Annotated in this window: 19 protein-coding genes and 8 pseudogenes; 13 read left to right on the forward strand and 14 right to left on the reverse strand. The window is 67.9% G+C overall.

Going from position 1 to position 19348, the window contains the following annotated elements; genetic code table 11:
• Nucleotides 1-95 precede the first annotated feature (95 nt).
• A pseudogene (locus tag AC067M_RS17520) lies at nt 96-883 on the forward strand (IS5 family transposase); the annotation flags it as partial.
• Nucleotides 884-1060: 177 nt separating this feature from the next.
• Nucleotides 1061-2116, forward strand: coding sequence for a hypothetical protein (locus AC067M_RS17525; protein ID WP_478697867.1), 1056 nt, complete (start codon nt 1061-1063; stop codon nt 2114-2116).
• Nucleotides 2117-2307: 191 nt separating this feature from the next.
• Here AC067M_RS17525 and AC067M_RS17530 read toward each other — a convergent pair whose 3' ends face one another.
• On the reverse strand, nt 2308-2847 hold the full coding sequence (locus AC067M_RS17530; protein ID WP_478697868.1) for a DUF6817 domain-containing protein: 540 nt from the start codon (nt 2845-2847) through the stop codon (nt 2308-2310).
• A 72-nt stretch (nt 2848-2919) separates the two neighbouring features.
• A pseudogene (locus AC067M_RS17535) lies at nt 2920-3463 on the reverse strand (transposase); the annotation flags it as partial.
• A 356-nt stretch (nt 3464-3819) separates the two neighbouring features.
• On the opposite strand from AC067M_RS17535, the gene AC067M_RS17540 reads away from it, so the two are divergent.
• Together AC067M_RS17540 and AC067M_RS17545 are read left to right on the forward strand one after the other, a co-directional pair.
• Nucleotides 3820-4215, forward strand: a complete 396-nt coding sequence (locus tag AC067M_RS17540) for a hypothetical protein (RefSeq protein WP_478697869.1) — start codon at nt 3820-3822, stop codon at nt 4213-4215.
• Nucleotides 4216-4318: 103 nt separating this feature from the next.
• The gene (locus AC067M_RS17545) at nt 4319-4609 is read left to right on the forward strand and encodes a hypothetical protein (RefSeq protein ID WP_478697870.1); all 291 of its coding nucleotides are present in this window, start codon (nt 4319-4321) and stop codon (nt 4607-4609) included.
• A 50-nt stretch (nt 4610-4659) separates the two neighbouring features.
• On the opposite strand, the pseudogene AC067M_RS17550 reads toward AC067M_RS17545, so the two are convergent.
• Nucleotides 4660-4858, reverse strand: a pseudogene (locus AC067M_RS17550) (IS5/IS1182 family transposase); the annotation flags it as partial.
• 698 nt (nt 4859-5556) lie between these two features.
• Here AC067M_RS17550 and AC067M_RS17555 point away from each other — a divergent pair.
• The 4 genes and pseudogenes from AC067M_RS17555 to AC067M_RS17570 form a co-directional block, all read left to right on the forward strand.
• A complete protein-coding gene (locus AC067M_RS17555; RefSeq protein WP_478697871.1) occupies nt 5557-6174 on the forward strand; it encodes an SUKH-4 family immunity protein in 618 nt (205 codons plus the stop codon).
• 473 nt (nt 6175-6647) lie between these two features.
• Nucleotides 6648-7559, forward strand: a complete 912-nt coding sequence (locus AC067M_RS17560) for a phosphotransferase family protein (RefSeq protein WP_478697872.1) — start codon at nt 6648-6650, stop codon at nt 7557-7559.
• A 916-nt stretch (nt 7560-8475) separates the two neighbouring features.
• Nucleotides 8476-8676, forward strand: a complete 201-nt coding sequence (locus AC067M_RS17565; RefSeq protein WP_478697873.1) for a hypothetical protein — start codon at nt 8476-8478, stop codon at nt 8674-8676.
• 504 nt (nt 8677-9180) lie between these two features.
• Nucleotides 9181-9344, forward strand: a pseudogene (locus tag AC067M_RS17570) (alpha/beta fold hydrolase); the annotation flags it as partial.
• A gap of 271 nt (nt 9345-9615) precedes the next feature.
• Here AC067M_RS17570 and AC067M_RS17575 read toward each other — a convergent pair.
• Together AC067M_RS17575 and AC067M_RS17580 are read right to left on the reverse strand one after the other, a co-directional pair.
• Nucleotides 9616-9933, reverse strand: a pseudogene (locus tag AC067M_RS17575) (transposase); the annotation flags it as partial.
• Complete coding sequence (locus tag AC067M_RS17580) at nt 9926-10405, reverse strand: DUF6194 family protein (RefSeq protein WP_478698008.1); 480 nt, start codon at nt 10403-10405, stop codon at nt 9926-9928. The pseudogene AC067M_RS17575 and the gene AC067M_RS17580, both read right to left, overlap by 8 nt.
• 47 nt (nt 10406-10452) lie before the next feature.
• On the opposite strand from AC067M_RS17580, the gene AC067M_RS17585 reads away from it, so the two are divergent.
• Nucleotides 10453-11202 carry a MerR family transcriptional regulator gene (locus tag AC067M_RS17585; RefSeq protein WP_478697874.1) on the forward strand — a complete coding sequence of 250 codons (750 nt, stop codon included), beginning with the start codon at nt 10453-10455 and terminating at the stop codon, nt 11200-11202.
• Nucleotides 11203-11231: 29 nt separating this feature from the next.
• Here AC067M_RS17585 and AC067M_RS17590 read toward each other — a convergent pair whose 3' ends face one another.
• The 3 genes and pseudogenes from AC067M_RS17590 to AC067M_RS17600 form a co-directional block, all read right to left on the reverse strand.
• A complete protein-coding gene (locus tag AC067M_RS17590) occupies nt 11232-11477 on the reverse strand; it encodes a methyltransferase domain-containing protein (protein WP_478697875.1) in 246 nt (81 codons plus the stop codon).
• A gap of 22 nt (nt 11478-11499) precedes the next feature.
• Nucleotides 11500-12198, reverse strand: a complete 699-nt coding sequence (locus AC067M_RS17595; protein WP_478698009.1) for a beta-galactosidase domain 4-containing protein — start codon at nt 12196-12198, stop codon at nt 11500-11502.
• Nucleotides 12192-12308, reverse strand: a pseudogene (locus AC067M_RS17600) (IS630 family transposase); the annotation flags it as partial. The gene AC067M_RS17595 and the pseudogene AC067M_RS17600, both read right to left, overlap by 7 nt.
• A gap of 175 nt (nt 12309-12483) precedes the next feature.
• Between AC067M_RS17600 and AC067M_RS17605 the strand changes: the two are divergent.
• Nucleotides 12484-13293, forward strand: a complete 810-nt coding sequence (locus AC067M_RS17605) for a GNAT family N-acetyltransferase (protein WP_478697876.1) — start codon at nt 12484-12486, stop codon at nt 13291-13293.
• Between the two features lie 111 nt (nt 13294-13404).
• Here AC067M_RS17605 and AC067M_RS17610 read toward each other — a convergent pair whose 3' ends face one another.
• The 3 genes from AC067M_RS17610 to AC067M_RS17620 are packed head-to-tail and all read right to left on the reverse strand — an operon-like array spanning nt 13405 to nt 15559.
• Nucleotides 13405-14442: a hypothetical protein gene (locus tag AC067M_RS17610; protein ID WP_478697877.1), complete on the reverse strand. Its 1038-nt coding sequence runs from the start codon at nt 14440-14442 to the stop codon at nt 13405-13407.
• 50 nt (nt 14443-14492) lie between these two features.
• On the reverse strand, nt 14493-14768 hold the full coding sequence (locus AC067M_RS17615; RefSeq protein ID WP_478697878.1) for a hypothetical protein: 276 nt from the start codon (nt 14766-14768) through the stop codon (nt 14493-14495).
• Nucleotides 14769-14791: 23 nt separating this feature from the next.
• Nucleotides 14792-15559: an MBL fold metallo-hydrolase gene (locus tag AC067M_RS17620; RefSeq protein WP_478697879.1), complete on the reverse strand. Its 768-nt coding sequence runs from the start codon at nt 15557-15559 to the stop codon at nt 14792-14794.
• A gap of 86 nt (nt 15560-15645) precedes the next feature.
• Here AC067M_RS17620 and AC067M_RS17625 point away from each other — a divergent pair, with 86 nt between their 5' ends.
• Together AC067M_RS17625 and AC067M_RS17630 are read left to right on the forward strand one after the other, a co-directional pair.
• The gene (locus tag AC067M_RS17625; RefSeq protein ID WP_478697880.1) at nt 15646-16263 is read left to right on the forward strand and encodes a CGNR zinc finger domain-containing protein; all 618 of its coding nucleotides are present in this window, start codon (nt 15646-15648) and stop codon (nt 16261-16263) included.
• A 302-nt stretch (nt 16264-16565) separates the two neighbouring features.
• Nucleotides 16566-16694: pseudogene (locus AC067M_RS17630) on the forward strand (MBL fold metallo-hydrolase); the annotation flags it as partial.
• 161 nt (nt 16695-16855) lie between these two features.
• On the opposite strand, the gene AC067M_RS17635 reads toward AC067M_RS17630, so the two are convergent.
• A complete protein-coding gene (locus AC067M_RS17635; RefSeq protein WP_478697881.1) occupies nt 16856-17419 on the reverse strand; it encodes a cysteine hydrolase family protein in 564 nt (187 codons plus the stop codon).
• 227 nt (nt 17420-17646) lie between these two features.
• Here AC067M_RS17635 and AC067M_RS17640 point away from each other — a divergent pair.
• A pseudogene (locus AC067M_RS17640) lies at nt 17647-17991 on the forward strand (AraC family transcriptional regulator); the annotation flags it as partial.
• A gap of 150 nt (nt 17992-18141) precedes the next feature.
• On the opposite strand, the gene AC067M_RS17645 reads toward AC067M_RS17640, so the two are convergent.
• Together AC067M_RS17645 and AC067M_RS17650 are read right to left on the reverse strand one after the other, a co-directional pair.
• A complete protein-coding gene (locus AC067M_RS17645) occupies nt 18142-18495 on the reverse strand; it encodes a hypothetical protein (protein WP_478697882.1) in 354 nt (117 codons plus the stop codon).
• Nucleotides 18496-18631: 136 nt separating this feature from the next.
• Nucleotides 18632-19345 carry a maleylpyruvate isomerase family mycothiol-dependent enzyme gene (locus AC067M_RS17650; protein WP_478697883.1) on the reverse strand — a complete coding sequence of 238 codons (714 nt, stop codon included), beginning with the start codon at nt 19343-19345 and terminating at the stop codon, nt 18632-18634.
• Nucleotides 19346-19348: the final 3 nt, after the last annotated feature.

Genomic DNA, 19348 nt, shown 5'->3' on the forward strand with positions numbered 1-19348 from the left:
GGTGCTCTGGTCCTCGGGCTTACAACGGCTAACACAATGAGGTGGATCGGCCCTTGTTACCGTGTCTGGGGCGAGGGTTGAGCGTTCGGCTCTTTGTGGGGACGTCACCGTGGATCGTGTCGGATGAGCTGTGGGACCGCCTTGAACCGTTGCTGCCGCGGCGTGAGCGGCGGTTTCGGTATCCGGGCCGCAAGCCGTTGCCGGACCGGGATGTGCTGTGCGGGATCTTGTACGTGCTGCACACCGGGATCCAGTGGGAGTATTTGCCGCAGGACCTGGGCTTCGGCTCGGGCATGACATGTTGGCGTCGGCTGCGGGACTGGAATGAAGCTGGCGTCTGGCAACGCCTTCACGAGGTCCTGCTCGCTGAGTTGAACGCGGCAGCGAAACTGGACTGGTCCCGTTGTGTAGTCGACTCCTCCCACGTCAAGGCGCTAAAAGGGGGGTACACACGGGCCCGTCGCCGGTCGACCGGGGCCGGCCCGGCTCCAAGCACCACTTGATCACCGATGGGCGCGGTACTCCGCTCGCGGTCCTTCTGACCGGTGGCAACCGTAATGACGTCACCCAGTTGCTGCCTCTGCTCGATGCCGTCCCACCGGTTCGCGGCCGGGTCGGGCGTCCTCGCCGCAAGCCGGACGCATTGTTCGCAGATCGTGGCTACGACCACGACGTCTACCGCGAGCAGGTCCGCGCTCGCGGCATCGTGCCGGCCATCGCCCGCCGTGGGACCCGGCACGGCACCGGACTGGGCACCTACCGTTGGGTGGTCGAGCGCACCTTCGCCTGGCTCCATGGCTTCCGACGCTTGCGCATTCGCTGGGAACGCAGGGCTGACATCCACGAAGCCTTCCTGCGACTCGCATGCTGTCTCATCACATACCGCCAAGTGCTGGTGCTCAGCCGCCCATCAAAACGGCTGAGGAGGACGGAGCCGTCGGCGAGGAGGCAGCGATCGGGTTCAAACGGCTGATCACCATCCGGGCTTGACTCTAACGCCGCTGGAGACTTCACGATCGCGCTGTAGGCGACACGCGGATTCTCATCGGAGGCGCACGGCATGCGAGGCAAAGGCATCCACTACGACACCGGCACTTTTCCCAACGGCGATACCTCCCGCCCCGTCTTCGACGCCGACGTCGTCGCGCGGGACATGCGGGTCATCGCCGAAGATCTGCACTGCACCGCGATCCGCATCACGGGCGGCGACCCGGACCGGATCGAGACCACCGCACGGCATGCGGCCGCCGCCGGGCTGGAGGTCTGGTTCTCGCCGTTCCCCTGCGAGATGACCAACGACCAGATGCTTCCGTACTTCGCCGACTGTGCCGAGCGAGCCGAACGCCTGCGCCGAGATGGCGCCGACGTCGTCCTCGTCACCGGCTGCGAACTGAGCCTGTTCGCCCGCGGGTACCTGCCCGGCGACACCTTCAACGAGCGCATCCCGGTCCTGGCCGGCCCCGATCGCGAAGCCGCGCTCCGGCCCATCCCCGACAAAGTCAACGCCTTCCTCGGCGACGTCGTGCGCACCGTCCGCCCCCTCTTCGCCGGCCCGGTCAGCTACGCCTCGTGCCCTCTGGACGGCGTGGACTGGAGCCCGTTCGACATCGTCGGCCTGGACGCCTTCCGGGGTCTGCGCAACGCTGCCACCTACCGCGACGACCTGCGCAAGGAGTTCACCCACGGCAAGCCGGTCGCCATCATGGAAGTCGGCTGCTGCACCTTCCGCGGGGCGGGCGACTACGGCGGCTCGGGCTGGTACGTGGCCATGGAGCCGGACGGTGTCACTCCCAAGCCTGATCTGGTGCGTGACGAGAGCGAGCAGGTCCGCTATCTCGACGACCTCATGCCCATCTTCGAAGACGAAGGCGTCGACTCCGTCTTCTGGTTCAGCTTCGCCGGTTACGGCACCCCCCACCGCCTGTCCGGACCGGACCCCGACCTCGCCTCCTACGGCATCGTCAAGATCCTCGACGAGCACAGCGGCTACCCAGCGGACGCACGTACGTACCCGGACATGCCCTGGGAACCCAAGAAGGCGTTCCACGCCCTGGCGAACCGCTACCAGGCCCTCAAGGAGCATGAAACTTCCCACAAGCACCTCGATAACCGATAGTGCCGGTTGGGCCACTGAAGATCGGAATGAGACGCTCCGGCCGCATTGACTGACAAGAAGCAGGAGCGTCTCTTCTCATTGTGTTAGGCGCTATTAGTGAACGCCATTTGATGTGCAGCGCCACCGCGCGCTCCTCGGCGAGAAAGTGTCAATTCCTGTGGATGTGCCTGCCGGCCTTAGGTGTTGGTCGGTCAGTGATCGGCCTGGTCCAGCACGCTTCGGCAGTGCGCCCAGGCCGACTCGGACAGCAGCGGCCGCCATCGAGTGAACAGGTCAAGTAGGTCCGCCCCGTAGCGGGTACGGGCCTCTGGGCTGACTGCGGCGATGTCCAGCTCGTTGGCGGCGGTGAGTTCGGCGAAGTCCCGACGCGCTTCCAGGCTTGGATGGATCCGTGTGCCGGTGAACCGGTCGACGAACGCGCCTTGGATATCGGTCAGCCCCTGGTAAGAGGACTTGCGGTCGCAGGAGGCGTAGGAGTAGACGAGTGCTTCGGCCTCGACGCCGATCGCCTCGACCAGTTCCGGCCGGCGCTCCAAGTCCAGCAGCGCGACCGGGAACCCGTCGGTCCCGTAGAACGCGTGACACAGCCCGGCCGACACCAGCGCCGAGCGAGCACCCCACGAGGCGAGAAGGGCGCTGACTCGTTGCAGGTGCGCCAGCAGTGTTCCGCCGGGGTGCTCGATCCCCTCAGCTCCGGCCGCCTGCAAGATCGCTAACGCTTCTGCGGTCATCTCAACATCACCCGTCCGAACGATCGCCGTCTGATCTGAAGCACCCGTGATCGTAGGACGGAAAGCTGCCGATCACGCTGCGATCGCCTCGCCGCGTTCGACCAACAGGCCGCGTTCGAAGCGTGCTCCGGCTCGGACGAGCGGGACAAGGTGGGCCCCATTGACCGCCCGCCAACGGGTCCGGGCGGAGGCGACGAGCTTGAAGACCATCGCGAGACCGGCCGCGCGTGAGCCTGCGCCCATGGTGACCTTGGTGCGGAGCCGGAGCCGGACGGTGGCGAAGGTCGATTCGTTGGGTTGGTGGTCCGCAGGTGGATCCAGTGCTCGGCCGGGTAGTCGAAGAGCTTCAGCAGCACGTACCAGTCGTGAGTGATCTTCGTGTCGGCCATGGGGAACTTCGCGGATACAGCTTGGCGAAGGTCTCAATCGCCTGTTCGGCCGGCCTCACGGCCCTCGGGGTTGCAAATGTCCTTGATCGCCTCCTTTACCACCGGCTGAGCCGACTTCGTCATGGCGTCCAGGACGTTGGCCGTTTTGTGCACCCAACAACTGTGTTCGCGGGTTCGGGGAAGACCTCCCGTAGGGCCTTCCAGAACCCCAGGGCCCCGTCGCAGACATCTCGCTCCTGGAAAGCCTGCGCTCGCCCGTGGACTCGTCGACGCGCTTGTCGTCACCCGTGGGGCCTTGACCTCGATGACGCCGGCGGCCGTGGTGACCGTCGCGCCAGTGGCGGCCGTCGCGTGCCAGCCATTGCCGCCCTTCCATGCCATCGAACACGGCCTGGCGGGAGCTAGGGTCTTTCGTTTGTATCAGGCCGGATCAGGGAGCGGGGTCCGGTGCCGTGCATCGCAAGGCGGAGGAGGGCGGCAGGGCGGAGCCCTGCCAACCGACGACAACGCGGCGAGGCGCGGTGCCGGGGCCCGCGAGCACGGCATGATCCAAACGAGAGGCCCTAGGTGCGATCCTGCAGGTATGAACCATCTCGGCGACGCGCACCTGCGCACCTTGACGCTGCGATTCATGGCCCTCCTCGCAGCCGACACCCAGGATCAACTTGCCTGGCTGGGCGAGCGTGAGCTGGAGACGGAGTCCGTCGTTGAAGAGGTGGAGCTCTTCTGCCGCGTCTCCGAAGAAATCGCGGAGCGCGGAGCCTTCGAACACAGGAATCTGCGCGATCTTCAGGCCATCGGCCGTCGCCTCGGCGAGATCGATGCTGCCTGCCGCGCCGGCCTCTGGGGCGACGCCCTGGCCACAGATCCGGCGTGGGACGAAATACGTTCTCTCGCCCGCCAGTTTCTCCTCACGACGCTGGGCGACTGGCGTCAGCCACTGCCACGCCCCGTGCGCCCGCACACCGGCGACCACTGAGCATGTCCAGGCCGCCTGTGGACGTGGCCGGCGCCGACCGCGGCCGCCCTGGGCGTGGTCAAGTCGGGGTTTACCGTTGTGTGATCCAGACACGCATGTGATCGTGGCAAGCGCAGTTGGGGCCGCGTGCGCTCTCATCTCCGGGCAGAGAAAGCAGGTCGTGATGTCGGCGGACGAGCCGTTGCGGATTTCGGTCGACGGTGAAGAGTTCGAGGTCAGCCAGCCGGACGACAGCCCGGGCACGTACGACTTCACCTGGCTGACCGGGCCCGACCCACAGTACGGGTTCGGGTTCCGCAGCCACCCTCCGACGCAAGTCGGCAGGGCCGACCTCGAGGAGGCCATTCGGGACTTCCTCTCGCAGGTGGACCCCGACACCGGACACATCAAGTGATCACCAGTCCAGGACTGCACCGCGTGCTGCTCGACCTTTACAGGTCATCTTTCCCAGCGGGTTCGTAGGCGGTGACGGCCGTGGAGCCAGGCGACGGCAGACTCGGCAACCCGCCGGACCCTGCCCAGGCCCAAGCCATGCGGTTGTCCGCGCTGGGCGATCTTCGGGAGGATGCCGCGCTCGCGCAGCCCGATGACGGTACAGGTCGTGGTCGTCACCGCGGTCGGCATACAGCACGTGGGGCTTGCGCCAGCGCCGCTCCCCCAGCACCGTGACTCCCCGTCCCGGGCGTTCTTGACCGACCGGTAGGTCACGGGCCAGAGCCGACCATGGCGGATGCCGTCACAGACCCTGATGGAGCGTCACCTACGTCTGACAGACGGTGGGACGTACGCGGTCTCACTCGAATCCGAACCCTCGCGATCGAGCACTGCGGTGACCCTCCGCGACCGGTTCCCAAGATCTGTGCCAGAACCGAGAGGCAGCAGCGCTGGTCCGGCCAGCCATGTGCCACTGGCCCATTGGCCGGCTCACGCTCCAGCACGGCGAACAGTTCGTCGCTGAGCAGCGGCAGCGATGCCGGGCCTTTCGAGGCATCCGCAAGGGCTCTCGGCCCGTCCAGCGACCAAGCCTTGCACCAACGCTGAATAGACCGGATGTCGACCCGCAGGTCGTGAGCGATGACCGTGTTTTCGTCGCCCTGGATCACGAGGCGTCAGCCCTACGACACCGCGCTTCCAAGGTCAGTAGGCTCCGAGCCATGAGCGGACCAGTGTTGACGATCGAGCTTGCTGAGGCGCTCCCGCACACCGTGATTCGGCAGCTCAGCGAGTTCCTGGTTCGCTCATCAGCACATGTGAAGAGAAGCGGGCGCTGTCGTTGTGACCGCTTGCGTCCACTAAGAGTCCCACGGCGCCCGTGCCGCCGCCGAGTTCGGAGTTCCGGCAGTGCTTTTCGACGTCACCCGCAGCGAACTCGCCGACATCTTCGGCGAGGACCGGCTCGCGACCCTGCCCGCCACCGCCTTCCCGCCCTCCACCGCGGACACCGAGGGCGCCCGCCTCCTGCGGACCGTCGGCGTCCCCACCGGGACGCTCCGGCTGCGTGAGCCCGACGAGGACTCCGGTCGGCTGGCCCTCGTCCAGGACGTCGTCGACGCCGAGGACTTCGAGGACGCCTCGGAGGACGCGGGCGAATGGCCCGTCATCGGCTGGTTGCTCAACGCCCACCTCGCCCTCGACCCCGCTTCCGGCAAGGTGCACGCCTTCGACGCCGACGAGGAGACCGTGCAGGAACTCCACACGGACGTCTCCTCCCTCGTCCATGTCACCCTCCGGTTCCAGCGCCTGCTCGAGGAGTTCACCGTCAGCGGCGACGATGGCGACGAGGAAGCCGACTTCGAGCGCCTGGAGCGCGAGGTCGAGCGCATCTGTCAGGAAACGAGCAGCATTGACCCGCTCCCCTTCCAGGACGACGAGACCGTCTGGTCGGTGGTCGGCGGGGAGATCGCCGCGGGCCAGCGCTTCAAGGGCAACAGCCCGGGAGCCCACTCGCTCTACGGGTGATCGTCAGCCGACACTGTCGACCAGGACGAGATCCGCACTGACCATCTTGAGGCAACCGCAACCCCGCGGAGACCGATCCGAGCGTCAGCCATGACTGCCCGTGCTCGCCTCACGGAAGTGCTGCCAGAACCCTTGAAATTCCCCACCCCTCGCTATGGGTGCGGACAGACCCGCTCGCCCAACGCCCTCATCACGGTGACTCGCGGACGGGCACCGCATGGGAGGGCTCTTCCCGACGGGCGAGGCAGCCGGGGTCCCGGCTGTGTGATGCGGCTGCCGCTGGGGTTCACGGAAAGATCGCCCCGCGGGCGTCGGTGCTGGCTACGGTCCGTCTCGTGCCGGTGTGATTCTGACTGAGCAGCACAGCCATCGCGTCCAATAAACGTTCGCGCGTGTCGCCGTCCGGATGATGAGGTGGCACGGTGACCGACCACGATGAGGCGGTGGCTGTCCGACCCTTGACACTGGCTTGGGTGAGCCGACACCTGGAGGTCGGCGAACGGATCGTCAGAACCGAGGCACTACACGGCGGCATCACAGCCGAAATGCGGAGGCTGACCATCCGCAGGCGGGATGGAGGCACCCGTGACCTGGTGCTGCGTAGCTTCGTTGACGCGTTCTACGTGGAGCACGCCGAGGACTGGCTGAACAGGGAGGCCGGCGCCCTGACCCTGCTCATGGGGACCGGCGTGCCGGCCCCTGGACTGGTCGCGGCTGATCCGACCGCCGCGCATTGCGAGTATCCGTCGCTCCTCATGACGCATCTGGCGGGCCGGACGGTCCTCGATGATGAGGGATTGGAGACGCGCCTCCCTCTGCTGGCTCGTCAACTCGTGGCGATCCACGCGCTGCAACCCGCCGAGCGACCCCGCACGTATGTGGCGTTGACGACCGCCGACACCGTCGTGACTCCTAAGGGCGCCGACGCGGCGGCGTGGGCCGCGGCGATCGACGTGATCCGCAAGCCCGCCCCGCCCTATGAAGGGCGATTCCTGCACCGGGACTTCCACCCCGGCAACGTGCTGTTCGACGGGCCGCCCCCAAGGCCGGCAGGTGCCCGGATCACCGGTGTCGTCGACTGGGCAGCGACCTCCTGGGGCCCGGCGGATCTCGATGTGGCGCACTGCTCCGTCAATCTCGCGCTGCTGCACGGCCCGGCGTGGGGTCTGCGGTTCGCCGATGAGTACGAGGAGGCCGGAGGGGTGCTGGCCGCGACAGCGAGCGAGCGGCTGTACTGGCTGGTACGGGACGGGCTGGCGTCCTCGGAAGAAGTGCGGTCGGTGTCGCGGCCATGGCGGGAGGCAGGGAGGACAGACCTGACGACGCGAGCCGTGGAGGAGCGGCTGGACGCCTATGTCACCGCCCTGATGGACACGCTGGGCTGAGCCAAGACGATCCGGGGCGCGCCCTGGGCTTCATCGTGTTGCCCCACCGTTGGGTGGTCGAGAGGTCACTGGCCTGGATGATGCACGCGCGTCGGCATGCACGGGACTAACCCGCCCTGGTCCGTGAGGTCCAGGGCGGGACAGCGTGGGCCCTTGAGGGGTCGACGGAAGGCATGCGGACGGCTCCCGCCCCGATGGTCAGGTCATTCCCCCGCAGCCATCCGTGTGTCACTGTCCTGTGGCAGGGCTTGCCCTGCTCCGGATGCCAAACCGCCCGTGAGAGGGGCGCTGGAAGCGCGACCGCGGTTCACAAGCACCAGCGCGCACGGAAGTGCGGCATCGTCTGTCCCGAGGCGATCCCTAGCAATCTCGCGGCAGCCGTCTGAAGATCCCTCCGCTGTCGCTCGGTTGCCTGATGCGTATCCCGGTGATTGTCTGTGGCCGTGTCGTGGTGGGTTTCCCAGCCGGCCGTCCCTTGCCGCCCTGCGGAGCCGCCCCGGGCAGCACGGGTCAGGCCTGGTTCCCGGACATGGCGTCGGCTACTCGGAGGGCGAGCTGCGGCGCCTGCTGGCGGCCGCGCGTGCCGACGTGACCGCACTGCGCGAGCGGATCGCCGCCGGCCGCAGGAACCGGCGCAACGGCGCCCACATGGCCAGCGCCGAGGCACCGGTGCGCAGGCCCCCCCCCCCGGGGCCGATCCGCGACGCGACCGCGATCGTCAGGTCTTGGTGCCGGCCGGGCATCTCGCAGTCCGCGAAGTCGAAGGTACGCCGCCGCCCCCCTCGACTCCACGCACACGAAGAGCCGGGCGAGGACGGGCCCGTACAGCAGGGTGAAGTCGTCTTCGCTGATCTGGAGGCCCGAAGGCTCCAGCATCCTGTGAAGCCGGCGTAGCGGTCTTCGCCGATGCGGACGAGTGCGGTCATCCGTGGACGGCTGGTCGTTCTCCGCCGGGTGGGGCAGCCGGGAGACGCTGGACGTCACGCCGGTGGAACCCGAGCTGGCGGTGGAAGTCGGCGTCGACTCGCCCGCGATGCCTCCCGCCGGTGGCGCCACCCCGCACGCCTGCACCGTGCCCTCCTTACCTCTCCCCCACATGACGGCGCCGCCGCGCTGACGCCCGATCTCGGCTGCGTCCGCGCAACCCACCCCGCCAGCTAAGGCCGTCTCTTCGATCTTCGGCGGAGAGACGCCCGTCAGAGGCTGTAGTCGGGCTTCCGGATCACGGTGGCCAGGTTCCACCGGTTTCATACCGGATTCCCGCAGACCGGAACATGGCGGAAATGGTCCGGGCGCAACAGCGGTGAGGAGAACGCCCGTCCGTCGAAGCCAAGGTCGCGCGGGGACGGGTAGCGAAGTACACAAACGGAAGGACTCGTCCGACTAATGCGGATGATATTTCACTGAGTACTGTGAACCATCAGATACGGGCAGCTGTTCGCAGGCTGCCCTTGTGACTCCGCGCTTGACCGCTGGCGCTTGCCACGCACGAAGTCGTCTCCGCGGGGGAATGGTGCGCCGCGGGGCGACGACTCGTTCCTCGATCGCGAGGTGGTTCGCGGCACCGGAAGGGCGACGCGTGTGCCGTCGACGCCGCGAGGGTCAGAAAGTGAGCAGATAGATGCAACCGACGTTCGTACTGGTTCACGGAGCTTTCGCGAACTCCTTCTCCTTCGCACCGCTCCAAGCCGAACCGGCCTCCTCGGGCACCGCTCCGTCGCCGTCGACCTTCCGGGGCACGGGTTTGCCGCGACGTACCCGCGCGCTTACCAGGCGCCGCAGGACGGCGGTGACGGTGCCGAGGTAGACGTACCCTCACTTGTTTCTTCTCCGGGATGACGTGCCGGATGCCGCGCTTACGGAGGTGGGTGCGGATCTTGCGGTTGCTGTACGCCTTATCGGCGCTCACGCTGTCCGGGGTGCGGCGGGGACGTCCGAGCCCCTTGCGGGGAACGCGGATCTTGTCCATGGAAGTGGAGCCGACGTTGACGTTCCAGGCGAGGTCGCCGCCGACGTCGGCAGCGGCCTGGACGTGCTGAGGGAGCATCTCCCAGGTGCCGTCGGTTGACCACGGCAAACGCCGCTTGGGGACCCTGTTCCACGGGCCGAGGCGTTCGGGCAGTTCGCACCACTGCACCCCGGTGCCGAGCCGGTGAATGACCCCGTTGATCACTTGACGGTGATCCCACCGGCGACCGCATCGGTTGCTGCTCACCGGTAGCAGCGGCTCCAGCAAAGCCCACTCGCCGTCAGTCGGATTCCCCCTGCTGAGCATGACCAGAACAACGAAGTCCCTGATCGAAGAGGTACGGCCCAGTGACGCATCAGGCAACGTTCGCTTCCAAGTCACTTGATCTGGAACCGTGTCAGTCATCGTCCGGAGACCTTCCCGGTTCGTGTCGCCGCGCGCACCTGGCACGAGCGGCGTCGTGGGCGCTGCGCAGGAGCTGCACGACCGTGTCCGTTGTCCTCTCACCAGGACTGACAACACAGATCCAGCCGAGTGCCCCGTACACCGGGTGCGGCATCACGCTGTCGGCGGCTGCGTAGTCGCGAGGTCGGGTGAGGCTGCGCGGATCCTCCCCCGTGAGTTCCCGGAACGTCGCACGGTCGGCGTGGATGTTCACGCGCCAGCGGCCTGCGGGCTCGAGGTCGGAAGCGGCGTCGTCGGGGTAGTTCTTGGTGACGATCGTTCCGTAAGGCTGGACGTTCTGAGGCATCTGGCCGTCGGGGGCGTAGTAGAAGAACGCATCCCCCCACGCGATCTCGGGGAAGCCGCCGCCCGGCTCCGGGAGAACCACGAGCGCCCCGACGAAGCCTCGCACGGTCGCGATGATCTGTTCCATACTCATGGTTCCAGGATCACCTTCAAGTGCTTGTGTGGGGTTGGCTGATGGGCGAGGCGGTGAGCGGTTCGCAACGGGTACCGCTCCGAACCGCCGATGTCGCCGTGGAGTCGGGGTACTCGGTGCAACAGGTTCGCGACCTTGAGCGGCTGGGAGTCATTCCCCCAGCCGCTCGATCGAGCAACGGTTACCGGTCCTACACGCCGCTGCATGTGCACGCGCTTCGCGCCTATCGAGGACTCGCAGGTGCTGTTGGGCCTGTCACAGCCCGGCAGATGCTCGCGGAACTGCGAACCGAGACGATCACGGAGGCAGCCTCAGCGATCAACGCGGTACATGTTCGGCTCGCGCGTGAACGCGAGGAGGCCCTGCGCGCTCAACAAGCGTTGCGTGCGATCCAAGCCGAAGCGAACACTCCCGAGCTCGAACACGAGAGCGACGCGATGACGATCACGGAGCTCGCCAGAGCGCTTGATATACGCCCCTCGACCCTGCGGTTCTGGGAGCAGGAAGGGCTTGTCACCCCCGACCGGGTGACGTCCCTGCGAGCGCGCCGCTACGACCTGTCAGCCATCAGAGCGGCCCGAATCATCGCGGCCCTGCGCAGCACCGGCTACGGAATTCCCGCGGTACGCGAGATCATGGGCTCCCTGCAGCACCTCGAGGGCCTGGGAGAGACCCAACGCATCCTGCAACAGCGTCTTGACCAGATCGCCACACGAACCGTGGAGCTCCTCCGAGCGGGCGCAGACCTGGCATCCGTCGTCCTGGCCGCCCAGGGACCGACGACCACCTAGCTAGTGCCGCATCAGCAACGTTCGCCCTGTCATGCGGCAGCGCTCGGCTGCTGCGCCGGGCTGGGCACTGGACGGCCAGAATGATCACCTGGCTGAACGTGTGCAGGTAGGGGAACCCGTCGCAACTCCCTCGGGGCTTCCCGAGGCCGTCCGACATGATCGAGGACGAAGTTGCCGACCAAGGCATCGAACTCGTCGTCGGCGAACGGCAGGCGGGGCAGAGCGGCAAGCCGCACGTCAGCTTCCGGAGCCGCCAGCGCGGCCCGGGCGACCATGCTGGGTTCGGCATCACCGCCGTCACCTTCGCTCCCCGCTCACATGCAACTGCGGCGGCGGTGCCCCAAAGTCGTCGCCCCGCTCCGGCCAGTGGCCGACCGGCTCGGCGTGGACGCGCACGCGCAGGCTCTCCCCGTCGCTGTCCCAGCGGTAGGTGGTCAGGTAGCCGCAGGCGGCTGCGGCGGCGGAGCTGCGTACTACGACGGTCAGGCCGTCCGGGCCGGCCTCGACGGACACGGTACGGTGCCGCAGCCGGTCCAGGCCGCGGCCCTTCCAGTAGGCGGCGTCGCGCTGGGGCCAGCCCAGGTCGTTGTCCGTAGGGGCCCGCCACAGATTCAATCGCGGACCTCGCAGAGCCGCCGCACGGATGCCCAGCAGACTGCCGGTAGTCCTGTCGAAGCGGCCGGGGCCAAGAAGGACGTGCTCGCCCTCGGTACGGGCCGCGACCGTAGCACCGGTCGGGCGACCGCGGGCGACCTCGGAGAGCTGGAGCTGGCCCCAGGCGACCACATGCCCTTCGGCCGCCCAGTCGGCGGGCTTGGCCAACTCCGCCTGTACGGTCAGCCAGAGCTCGCCGTCCTCGTCCCGCGCCGACGGGTCGAGCGGGGGCAGCTGCAGCCGGCCCTGTCCCCCGGCCGCCACGTCCGGGGTGGGCGGCACACCCCGGGCCAGCTCGATCCCGTCCCTGGCCAGCGACCAGGTGAACCGCAGGTGCGACAGAGCCGCAGCGGCTTGATGTTCTTGGTGAACAGCTCCGCGGCCTGCATCCGCACCGCCTCCCGGCGTCGGCGTGCCGCCGGTGTCAGCCCGCCCCCATCCGTATACCTCACACACCACGGACTACCGCCAACGTCCCGTCAGCATCAGGAAGTTCAGTGAACAACACCCTGGCGATCCGAAATCCGTAGCGATCCGGGCGGGCAATATGCCGGCACTGATCCGAATGCAACGGAATCCGGGAGTCCCGCGGGCAGAACGGCAAGGTGCTCAGCCAGGAGGGACCCCATGAACCCATTACCCGCGATGTCCTCCACCGAGATCACCACTGACCGTCTCCGGCTACGCACAGCACACGACGCCGACCGCGACGGATTCATCGAGCTTCAGACCGATCCACAGGTCCGGCTCTACCTCGGCGGCTCAAGGCCGCGGAGCGCTGTCGAACAGTATCTCGATGCCATCGGCACCACTGACACGACCAACCAGCCGGGCACGTTTGTCATCGCCGACAGGACGACAGACCAGCTCATCGGGACGCTCACGCTCGACCGACGCTCCGCCGACCTTCCCGGGCATGTCACCAAGGAGGGTGGGGAACTGGAACTGACCTACCTGCTACGACGCACCGCTTGGGGCGCCGGGCTGGCGTTCGAGGCCGCCTCAGCCGCATTGCGGGCCGCCGCCGACGAGCTGCCTGACCAGCCGGTCCTGGTAGTGACCCAGACAGCCAACGAGCGTTGGCTCAAGCTCGCCACCCGCCTCGGCTTCCAGCGTATGAGCAGACCGCCTCGAAACCCTCGTACGCATCCGGCTCAAACGCCTCCGGCATCGCCCCGACGTCCTCAACGCAACACTCTCCAGGGCCGCCGCCGACAGGGGCCCGTCACGAACGCGGCATGGAACGGCACCCTCGCCCCAGGCGCGAGCTCCACCTTCGACTACGTCGTCACCGCTCCGGCAACGGCCGGCACACCGGCGGCGACGGTCACGTGCACGTGCTCTCCGAGCACGTCGACGATGCAACTGAGCGGGCACGCCAGCGCGGCTTCGAGGCTCGGGAAAGCCGAGGTCCCCGATACGGTGCTGGCTTCGTAGGCGGGAACAGACACCACTTGTCTACGAGTTTGGGCAGCACTTGTCGATCGCCGAGCCGTGCAATGTCGATGAGAACTGACACCGCTCGGGCCGAGGCAATGTCTTTCTCTGCTATTCGGTGATGTTGGGATTGCTGCGCAGGATGTCCTCGGTGGTCTGCCAGAGCCGGGGCAGGAACCGGGTCACCTCTTCGGCCCGGTGGATGAGGTCACGGGTGGAGCTGATGCCGAGATCGGCGACGGCCGCCTGGAAGGCCGGGGCGAGGGCTTCGTGCAGTTGGGGGGCATCGGCAGCCAGGATGGTGTGGCAGCGGGTAAAGGTCGCGATGATCCAGAAGACAGCCTCGTGGTGGTCGCCTGAGTCGATGAGCCTCTGGCTTCCGTCAATCGCGATCGGCCGTGCGGTGGGCGTGATGTCGCTGCTGAAAAAGAACGGGGTCTTCGCCACTTGGACGGTGGCGTCGAACGTCGCGGCGAGTTCACGCAGATGGTGCTGGACACGCTGCGCGGGCAGGTGTGAGCAGCCGAGAAGGTTCAGAAGTTCCGGGTAGAGGCTGAGGTGGCCATAGTCGGTGAGGACCTCGCGGGCGGCCGGATAGCGCAAGCGGACGGTGGGGTTGCGCAGGGCGGCGACGAGAAGGACGTGGCAGGTCACGCCGGTGGGGAACAGCCAAGAGAGCACCTGCTCGTGGAACGGCGCCGAGGTGTCGATCGCAGCGAGGCGGGTTTCGACCCGGTGGCGGGCATCCTGGCATCTGCGGCGGACCCAGGGGCGGGCGGCAAAGTGGCGCGAGATGTGTGCGTGCAGTTTGTGCAGATCGCCGGTGGGGTCATCGATGATCGCGTCAGTGCGGAAGCTGCCCGCCAGGTGGTAGGACGCGAGGACATCGTCGGCGGAGTCGAGCTCGGTCCAGGGCACGTAGCTGACTTCCAGCAGGGCGTCCTGGAAGCGAAGTTTCCCTGGCTTGGCCGGTGGGTCCTCCTGGGCGGTGACGACGAAGATGTCGATGTCGGAGGAGGGCGACAGCTCCGTGTCGTCCGGCAGCCCGACGGTCGAGCCGCTGAAGTACGCACCCCGGAAGCCAGCATCGGGTTGGGCATGCTGGGCGACCCACTGGATCGCGGCGGAACGTGCCAGTCCGACCTTCACAGTCGAATCTCCCCGGTGACGTCTGCAAGATCTGCCATTGTTCCAGTTACTTAGGTTGAGGACACGCCGGGCATGGAGTGGTGCTCGGTCATCCAGTAGCGGGTGAAGCCGCTCTCGGCGAGTTCAGTCAGGGCGATGCTGCCGGACAGGGCCTCGGCGGCGCTGATGTCACAGCCGGCCAGGGCCGTGTCGAGGACGGACAGCGGCGCGGGAGCAGATCCGCGGGCCGTGCCCTTGATGGGGTCGGGGGAATCCTTCTGGGGTGCGCCGGCCCGGTGCGGGATGGCCGGCCAGGAGAAGGGCCGCTGCGTGCGCTCGTGAGGCACCGCAGCGGCCGGGGCGTGCGGAGTCAGGCCAGTTCCACGCGGTCGATCAACCCGGCAGTGGTGAAGGCGTCCACGAGCTGCTCGCGGCCCTCGGTGAAGTGGGCCCAGCTGTCGAAGTGGACCGGCACGATCCGGCGGGCGCCCAGGATGCGGGCGGCCTCGGCGGCCTGAGCGCTGTCGAGAGTGAGCAGCTGGCGGTCCAGGACATCGGTGCGGACCGCGCCGGCGAAGAGCACAGCGGTGTCCACCGGGCCGAAGCGGTCGGCGATCTCGCGGACCAGGGAGAGCTGGGCGTTGTCACCGCTGACGTAGACGGTGGGCAGGCCGTCACCGGTCAGGACGAAGCCGACGACCTCGCCGACGACCGGTTCGAGGTCCTCGCGCGCCCCGGGGCCGTGCAGGGCCGGGACGCCGGTGACGGTGATCGTGGCGCCGCCGGGACGGTCGAGCTCGATGGACGCCCAGTCCTTCAGGGGGCGTGCGGTGCCGCCCAGCCTGCCTGCGCCGCTGGGCGTGGTCAGGGTCAGGGGGACATCGGCGAGCAGGGCCCGGCCCGAGGCGTCGAGGTTGTCGTCGTGCTCGTCGTGCGACAGCAGCACCACATCGATGCGGCCCAGGGCGGCGGGCGCGGCGGAGGCGGGCGCGGTCTTGGTCAGCCCCGAGGGGTAGGTGCCAGGGGCGTCGAAGGTCGGGTCGGTCAGGAACCGCAGCCCTCCGTACTCGATGAGCGCGGTCGGACCGCCGAAGACATGGACGGGTACCTGCTCGCTGGACGCACCGGTTGCGGTCATCACGAAATCACCTCACGGATAGATTGGCTTACATCCGTGACCATAGGCGTTTGTCACGGATGAAGGCAAGCAGTAACGTGAGAAGCGTGAGTGAGACCGATACCGCCGCCACCGCCGACACTGTCGATCCCGGTCTGCCGCCGGCCCCGGGCGCCGAGCTCTACCCCGCGCTCGACCTCGCCAACAGCGCCATCGCCCTCCCCGGCGGCCAGTTCCTCGACGCGCTGGGCACCCCGTCCGGCGCGAACCAGTGGCTGGTCGACCACAACCTGGCCCCTGCGGACGCCGGTCTGCAGGAGATCTGCGCGGCACGCCTGCGCTCCCTGCGCGAACAAGTACGCGCCCTGCTCGCCGCCCAGGTCGGCGGACACCCCGCCCCCACCACCGCGCTGACCGCCGTCAACGACGCCCTCACCCGCGTCCCCACCGCCTCCCCGCTCGGCTGGGACCCCGTCCGCGGCATGCACCGCACCGCCCCACATCCCATCGACCAGATCGTCGACCAAGCCCTCGGCATCCTCGCCGCCGACGCCGCCGACCTGCTCACCGGCCCCGACGCCGAACGGCTGACGGCCTGCCCCTCCACCCCCTGCAACCGCTACCTGCTCCGCGCCGGACGCCGCCACTGGTGCTCGATCCGCTGCGGTGATCGCGCCCGCGCCGCCCGCGCTTACGCCCGCCGCACCCGGACCACCGCCGACTGAGTTCGGCCATCCCCGCCCCGCCGACGGTCCACGGGATCCGCGGCGGGGCGCGGCTGCGCACGCCCTCAAGCCCCCGGCATGGATGGCCCACCTCGCCCTCCATCCAGCTCCATCCGGCCATTCCCCACGATCAACGAAGGACCATCACGGCTCATGACGGCCACATTCACCCTGCTGACCACCGGCTACGACAGCCTCGACCCACGCAACGCCCACCGCGACGGCCGCGAGAACCGTGGCACGTCGCCTCGACCGTCTCCCTCCTGCACGACGGCGACACGATCGTCGTCGTCGACCCCGGCATGGTCGAGGACCGCAAACTCATCCTCGGCCCGCTCGCCGCCGCCGGAATCAGCCCCGAGCAGGTAACCGACGTGGTCTTCAGCCACCACCATCCCGATCACACCCTCAACGCAGCCCTCTTCCCCCACGCACGCGCCCACGACATCTGGGCCGCCTACCACAACAACCTTTGGTACGACCGACCCGCCGACGGGTACCAGCTCTCCCCCTCGATCCGCCTGATCGAAACCGGCCTGCGACGGGAGGCGATGCCGTTTGGCCCACACGCGAGGGTCCCGACGGCCTCCCGCTATTGCGGTGCGATGGCTTTGAGCCAGTCCTCGACGGCGACGACATCCGCCCACTGCGGGAACAGCTTTTCGGTGAGCATCTGGTGCACCTCGGGGTCGGTGTCGAGGCAGGCATCCGCCAGGACGGTGAGGTCGAAGTCCAGGTCAATGGCGTGCCACAGGGTGGACAGCACTACGGCGCTGGTGGCGATGCCGGTGAGGACAAGGCTGTCGATATCGCGAGCCCTGAGCACCAAGTCGAGGTCGCTGCCCGAGAACGCGCTCCCCCGCCTCTTGGTGACCACCACGTCGCCCTGCTGGGGCGCGACGTCGTGATGAATCTCGGTGCCAGGGGCCCCCTCGGTGAACAGGCCGGCTCGCACGGCGTTTGTCATCACCCTGTTGCGGGGGCTGACTTCTGGATCGCCCGGCCGTAACCCGAGCACCACGTAGATCACGGTGATACCGGCAGCCCGGGCACCGTCGATGGCCCTGCGCAAGCGCGGCAGATATCCGGAACCGTCATCGGCGATGGCCACCACGTCCCGTTGGACGTCCATCACCAGAAGTGCGCTGTTCGCCATGCCTGCCGACCCTTCTCCGTTGGGGAACAAGAACAAGTCTGGTGGATCAACCGAGCCGCGGTGGAGGTTCCGGAGATCCTCATCAGCGTCGCACCGCAGTGCGCCCATGACCGGTGTCAGTTCTCGTTCGACATTTTCCTGCCCTGTGATCACCAAGTGCCGTCCACACTCGGTGATAGGCGATGTCGCCCGTCAGTTACGAAGCCCATCAGCCTGGGTGAGCCGTCCCTTCGCGGCAGCTGATCGGGCGCAGTGCTCCGGCGCGCTGGTGCTCGCCCGGCTCCGGTTGCTGGATGGGATGGCACGCCCGCCTGTACGGACATGAAGAGCCGGCCCTTGTCGAAGCCTGCGACGTCACCGTGCTGGACGCGCCGTTCCACGCGGAGGGGAACATGGCCACGGCGGGCGGTTGTCCGGCGTCGCAGTACCTCGCCACCTGGGTGATCACCCGAATGCCCGGGGAGGACGCCGCCCGCGATGTCCTCGACTACATGGCACCGGTCGGCGAGAACCAGGAGACGATCGAGCCCGCCCTGCGTGCCGTCCACGCAGGCGAGGTCGCACTGCGCTGACATCCCGCGGTCCGCCTTTCGGGGCCGCCTGCAGTCACGGCGACGACTCCTGAACGCATGGAGGGCGTGGCATTGTCTGAGGTAGTCGCGAATGGCGGACGCGGCGGAACAAGGGAAGGCTGAGGTCTCGGCACCCGCTCTCGTTGGCCCTCAACTTGACTTTCTGTGCCTGGTTTCGGCGAAGGCCAGCCCTTGCAGGGCGAGTCGTTGCGTTTCGTATCGGCCCTCGGTCGTGGCCTCCACGTCAAACCCGTGCACGACTTCCGGTGGGTAGCCGACGAGTTCGAGCGCCCGGCTGGGCAGCGCCTGCTGGGATGCCTCTTCTGACTCCCACAACAGAACGGCTCCCCACCGGTTGGTGTCCGGATCGGAGAGCCACATCTTGAAGCGAAGCCCGCGTACCTCGGAGAAGGCGGCGACGGATTCCTCACGCAAGTACTCACGCATGGACTCTATGGTCTGTCCGGAGGCGGACAGGTCCCACCAAACGATGTCGGCGCGCATGGCGCTCCTTTCTTTCGAGAACGGAATCCGGCTGTCGGCTGGCCACGGGCACGCGGTTACAGTGCGACGCGGGGAGTTCTTTCCGTCGCGCGGGCCAAGATCGGCGCCGCCCTTCACGCCGTGCCCGGTGGCGACGTCACACCCGGTCCAGGCGCTGTGGAGGGTGGGGCGGCCAGGGCCCGAGAGTCGGCAGCTCCTCTGCTGCCGCCATCGGTGAGACCACGGGCGTACGTCCGGCCAGCCAGGCCGCCAGGTCGCGCACGCCTCCGGTAACCGCCGTGCCCGGTTGCCCGTCGCCGACGGACCACTGGCGGCCCACGTCCTCGGCATGAACGCGAGTGCCTGCCGGGAGACGGCCGAGGAGGAAGTCGATGGCGTGTGCGGCCAGGTCCTCGGGCCAGTCGTCCGGCCGCACGCCGAGGTCCAGATCGACCATGTGGATCCATGCCTCGCGCCAGCGTGCGAAGACGGTGGCGGCAAGGTCCGCGTTGCGGAACGTGACTGGACGGCTCCAGTCGCCGTCGGTGGCGCGTGCCCAGGCTGCCTCCAGCCCGGCCGTGTGCGCGGCGAGTTGCGCGCGGTGCTCGGCTGCGCTGCGGCCAGCCGTCGCCTCGATGATCGCGTTGCGCTCGTCGACCCCGCCGTCGTATCCCGCCACGAGTTCACCGCGCAGGGCATGTTCCGCGAGGCGGGCGAACATTCTCGCGTTGTCGGTGAGATGCGCGAGGACGTGGCCGCGTGACCACCCCGGAAGGGCGGATGCCTCGGCGACCTGCTGGTCGTTCAGTGCGGCCACGACCCTTTCCAGCGTCCGGTGGGCTTCGATCACAGCTGCGACAGGAGGTTGCATGAC

Source organism: Streptomyces sp. NPDC043427, assembly GCF_056436655.1.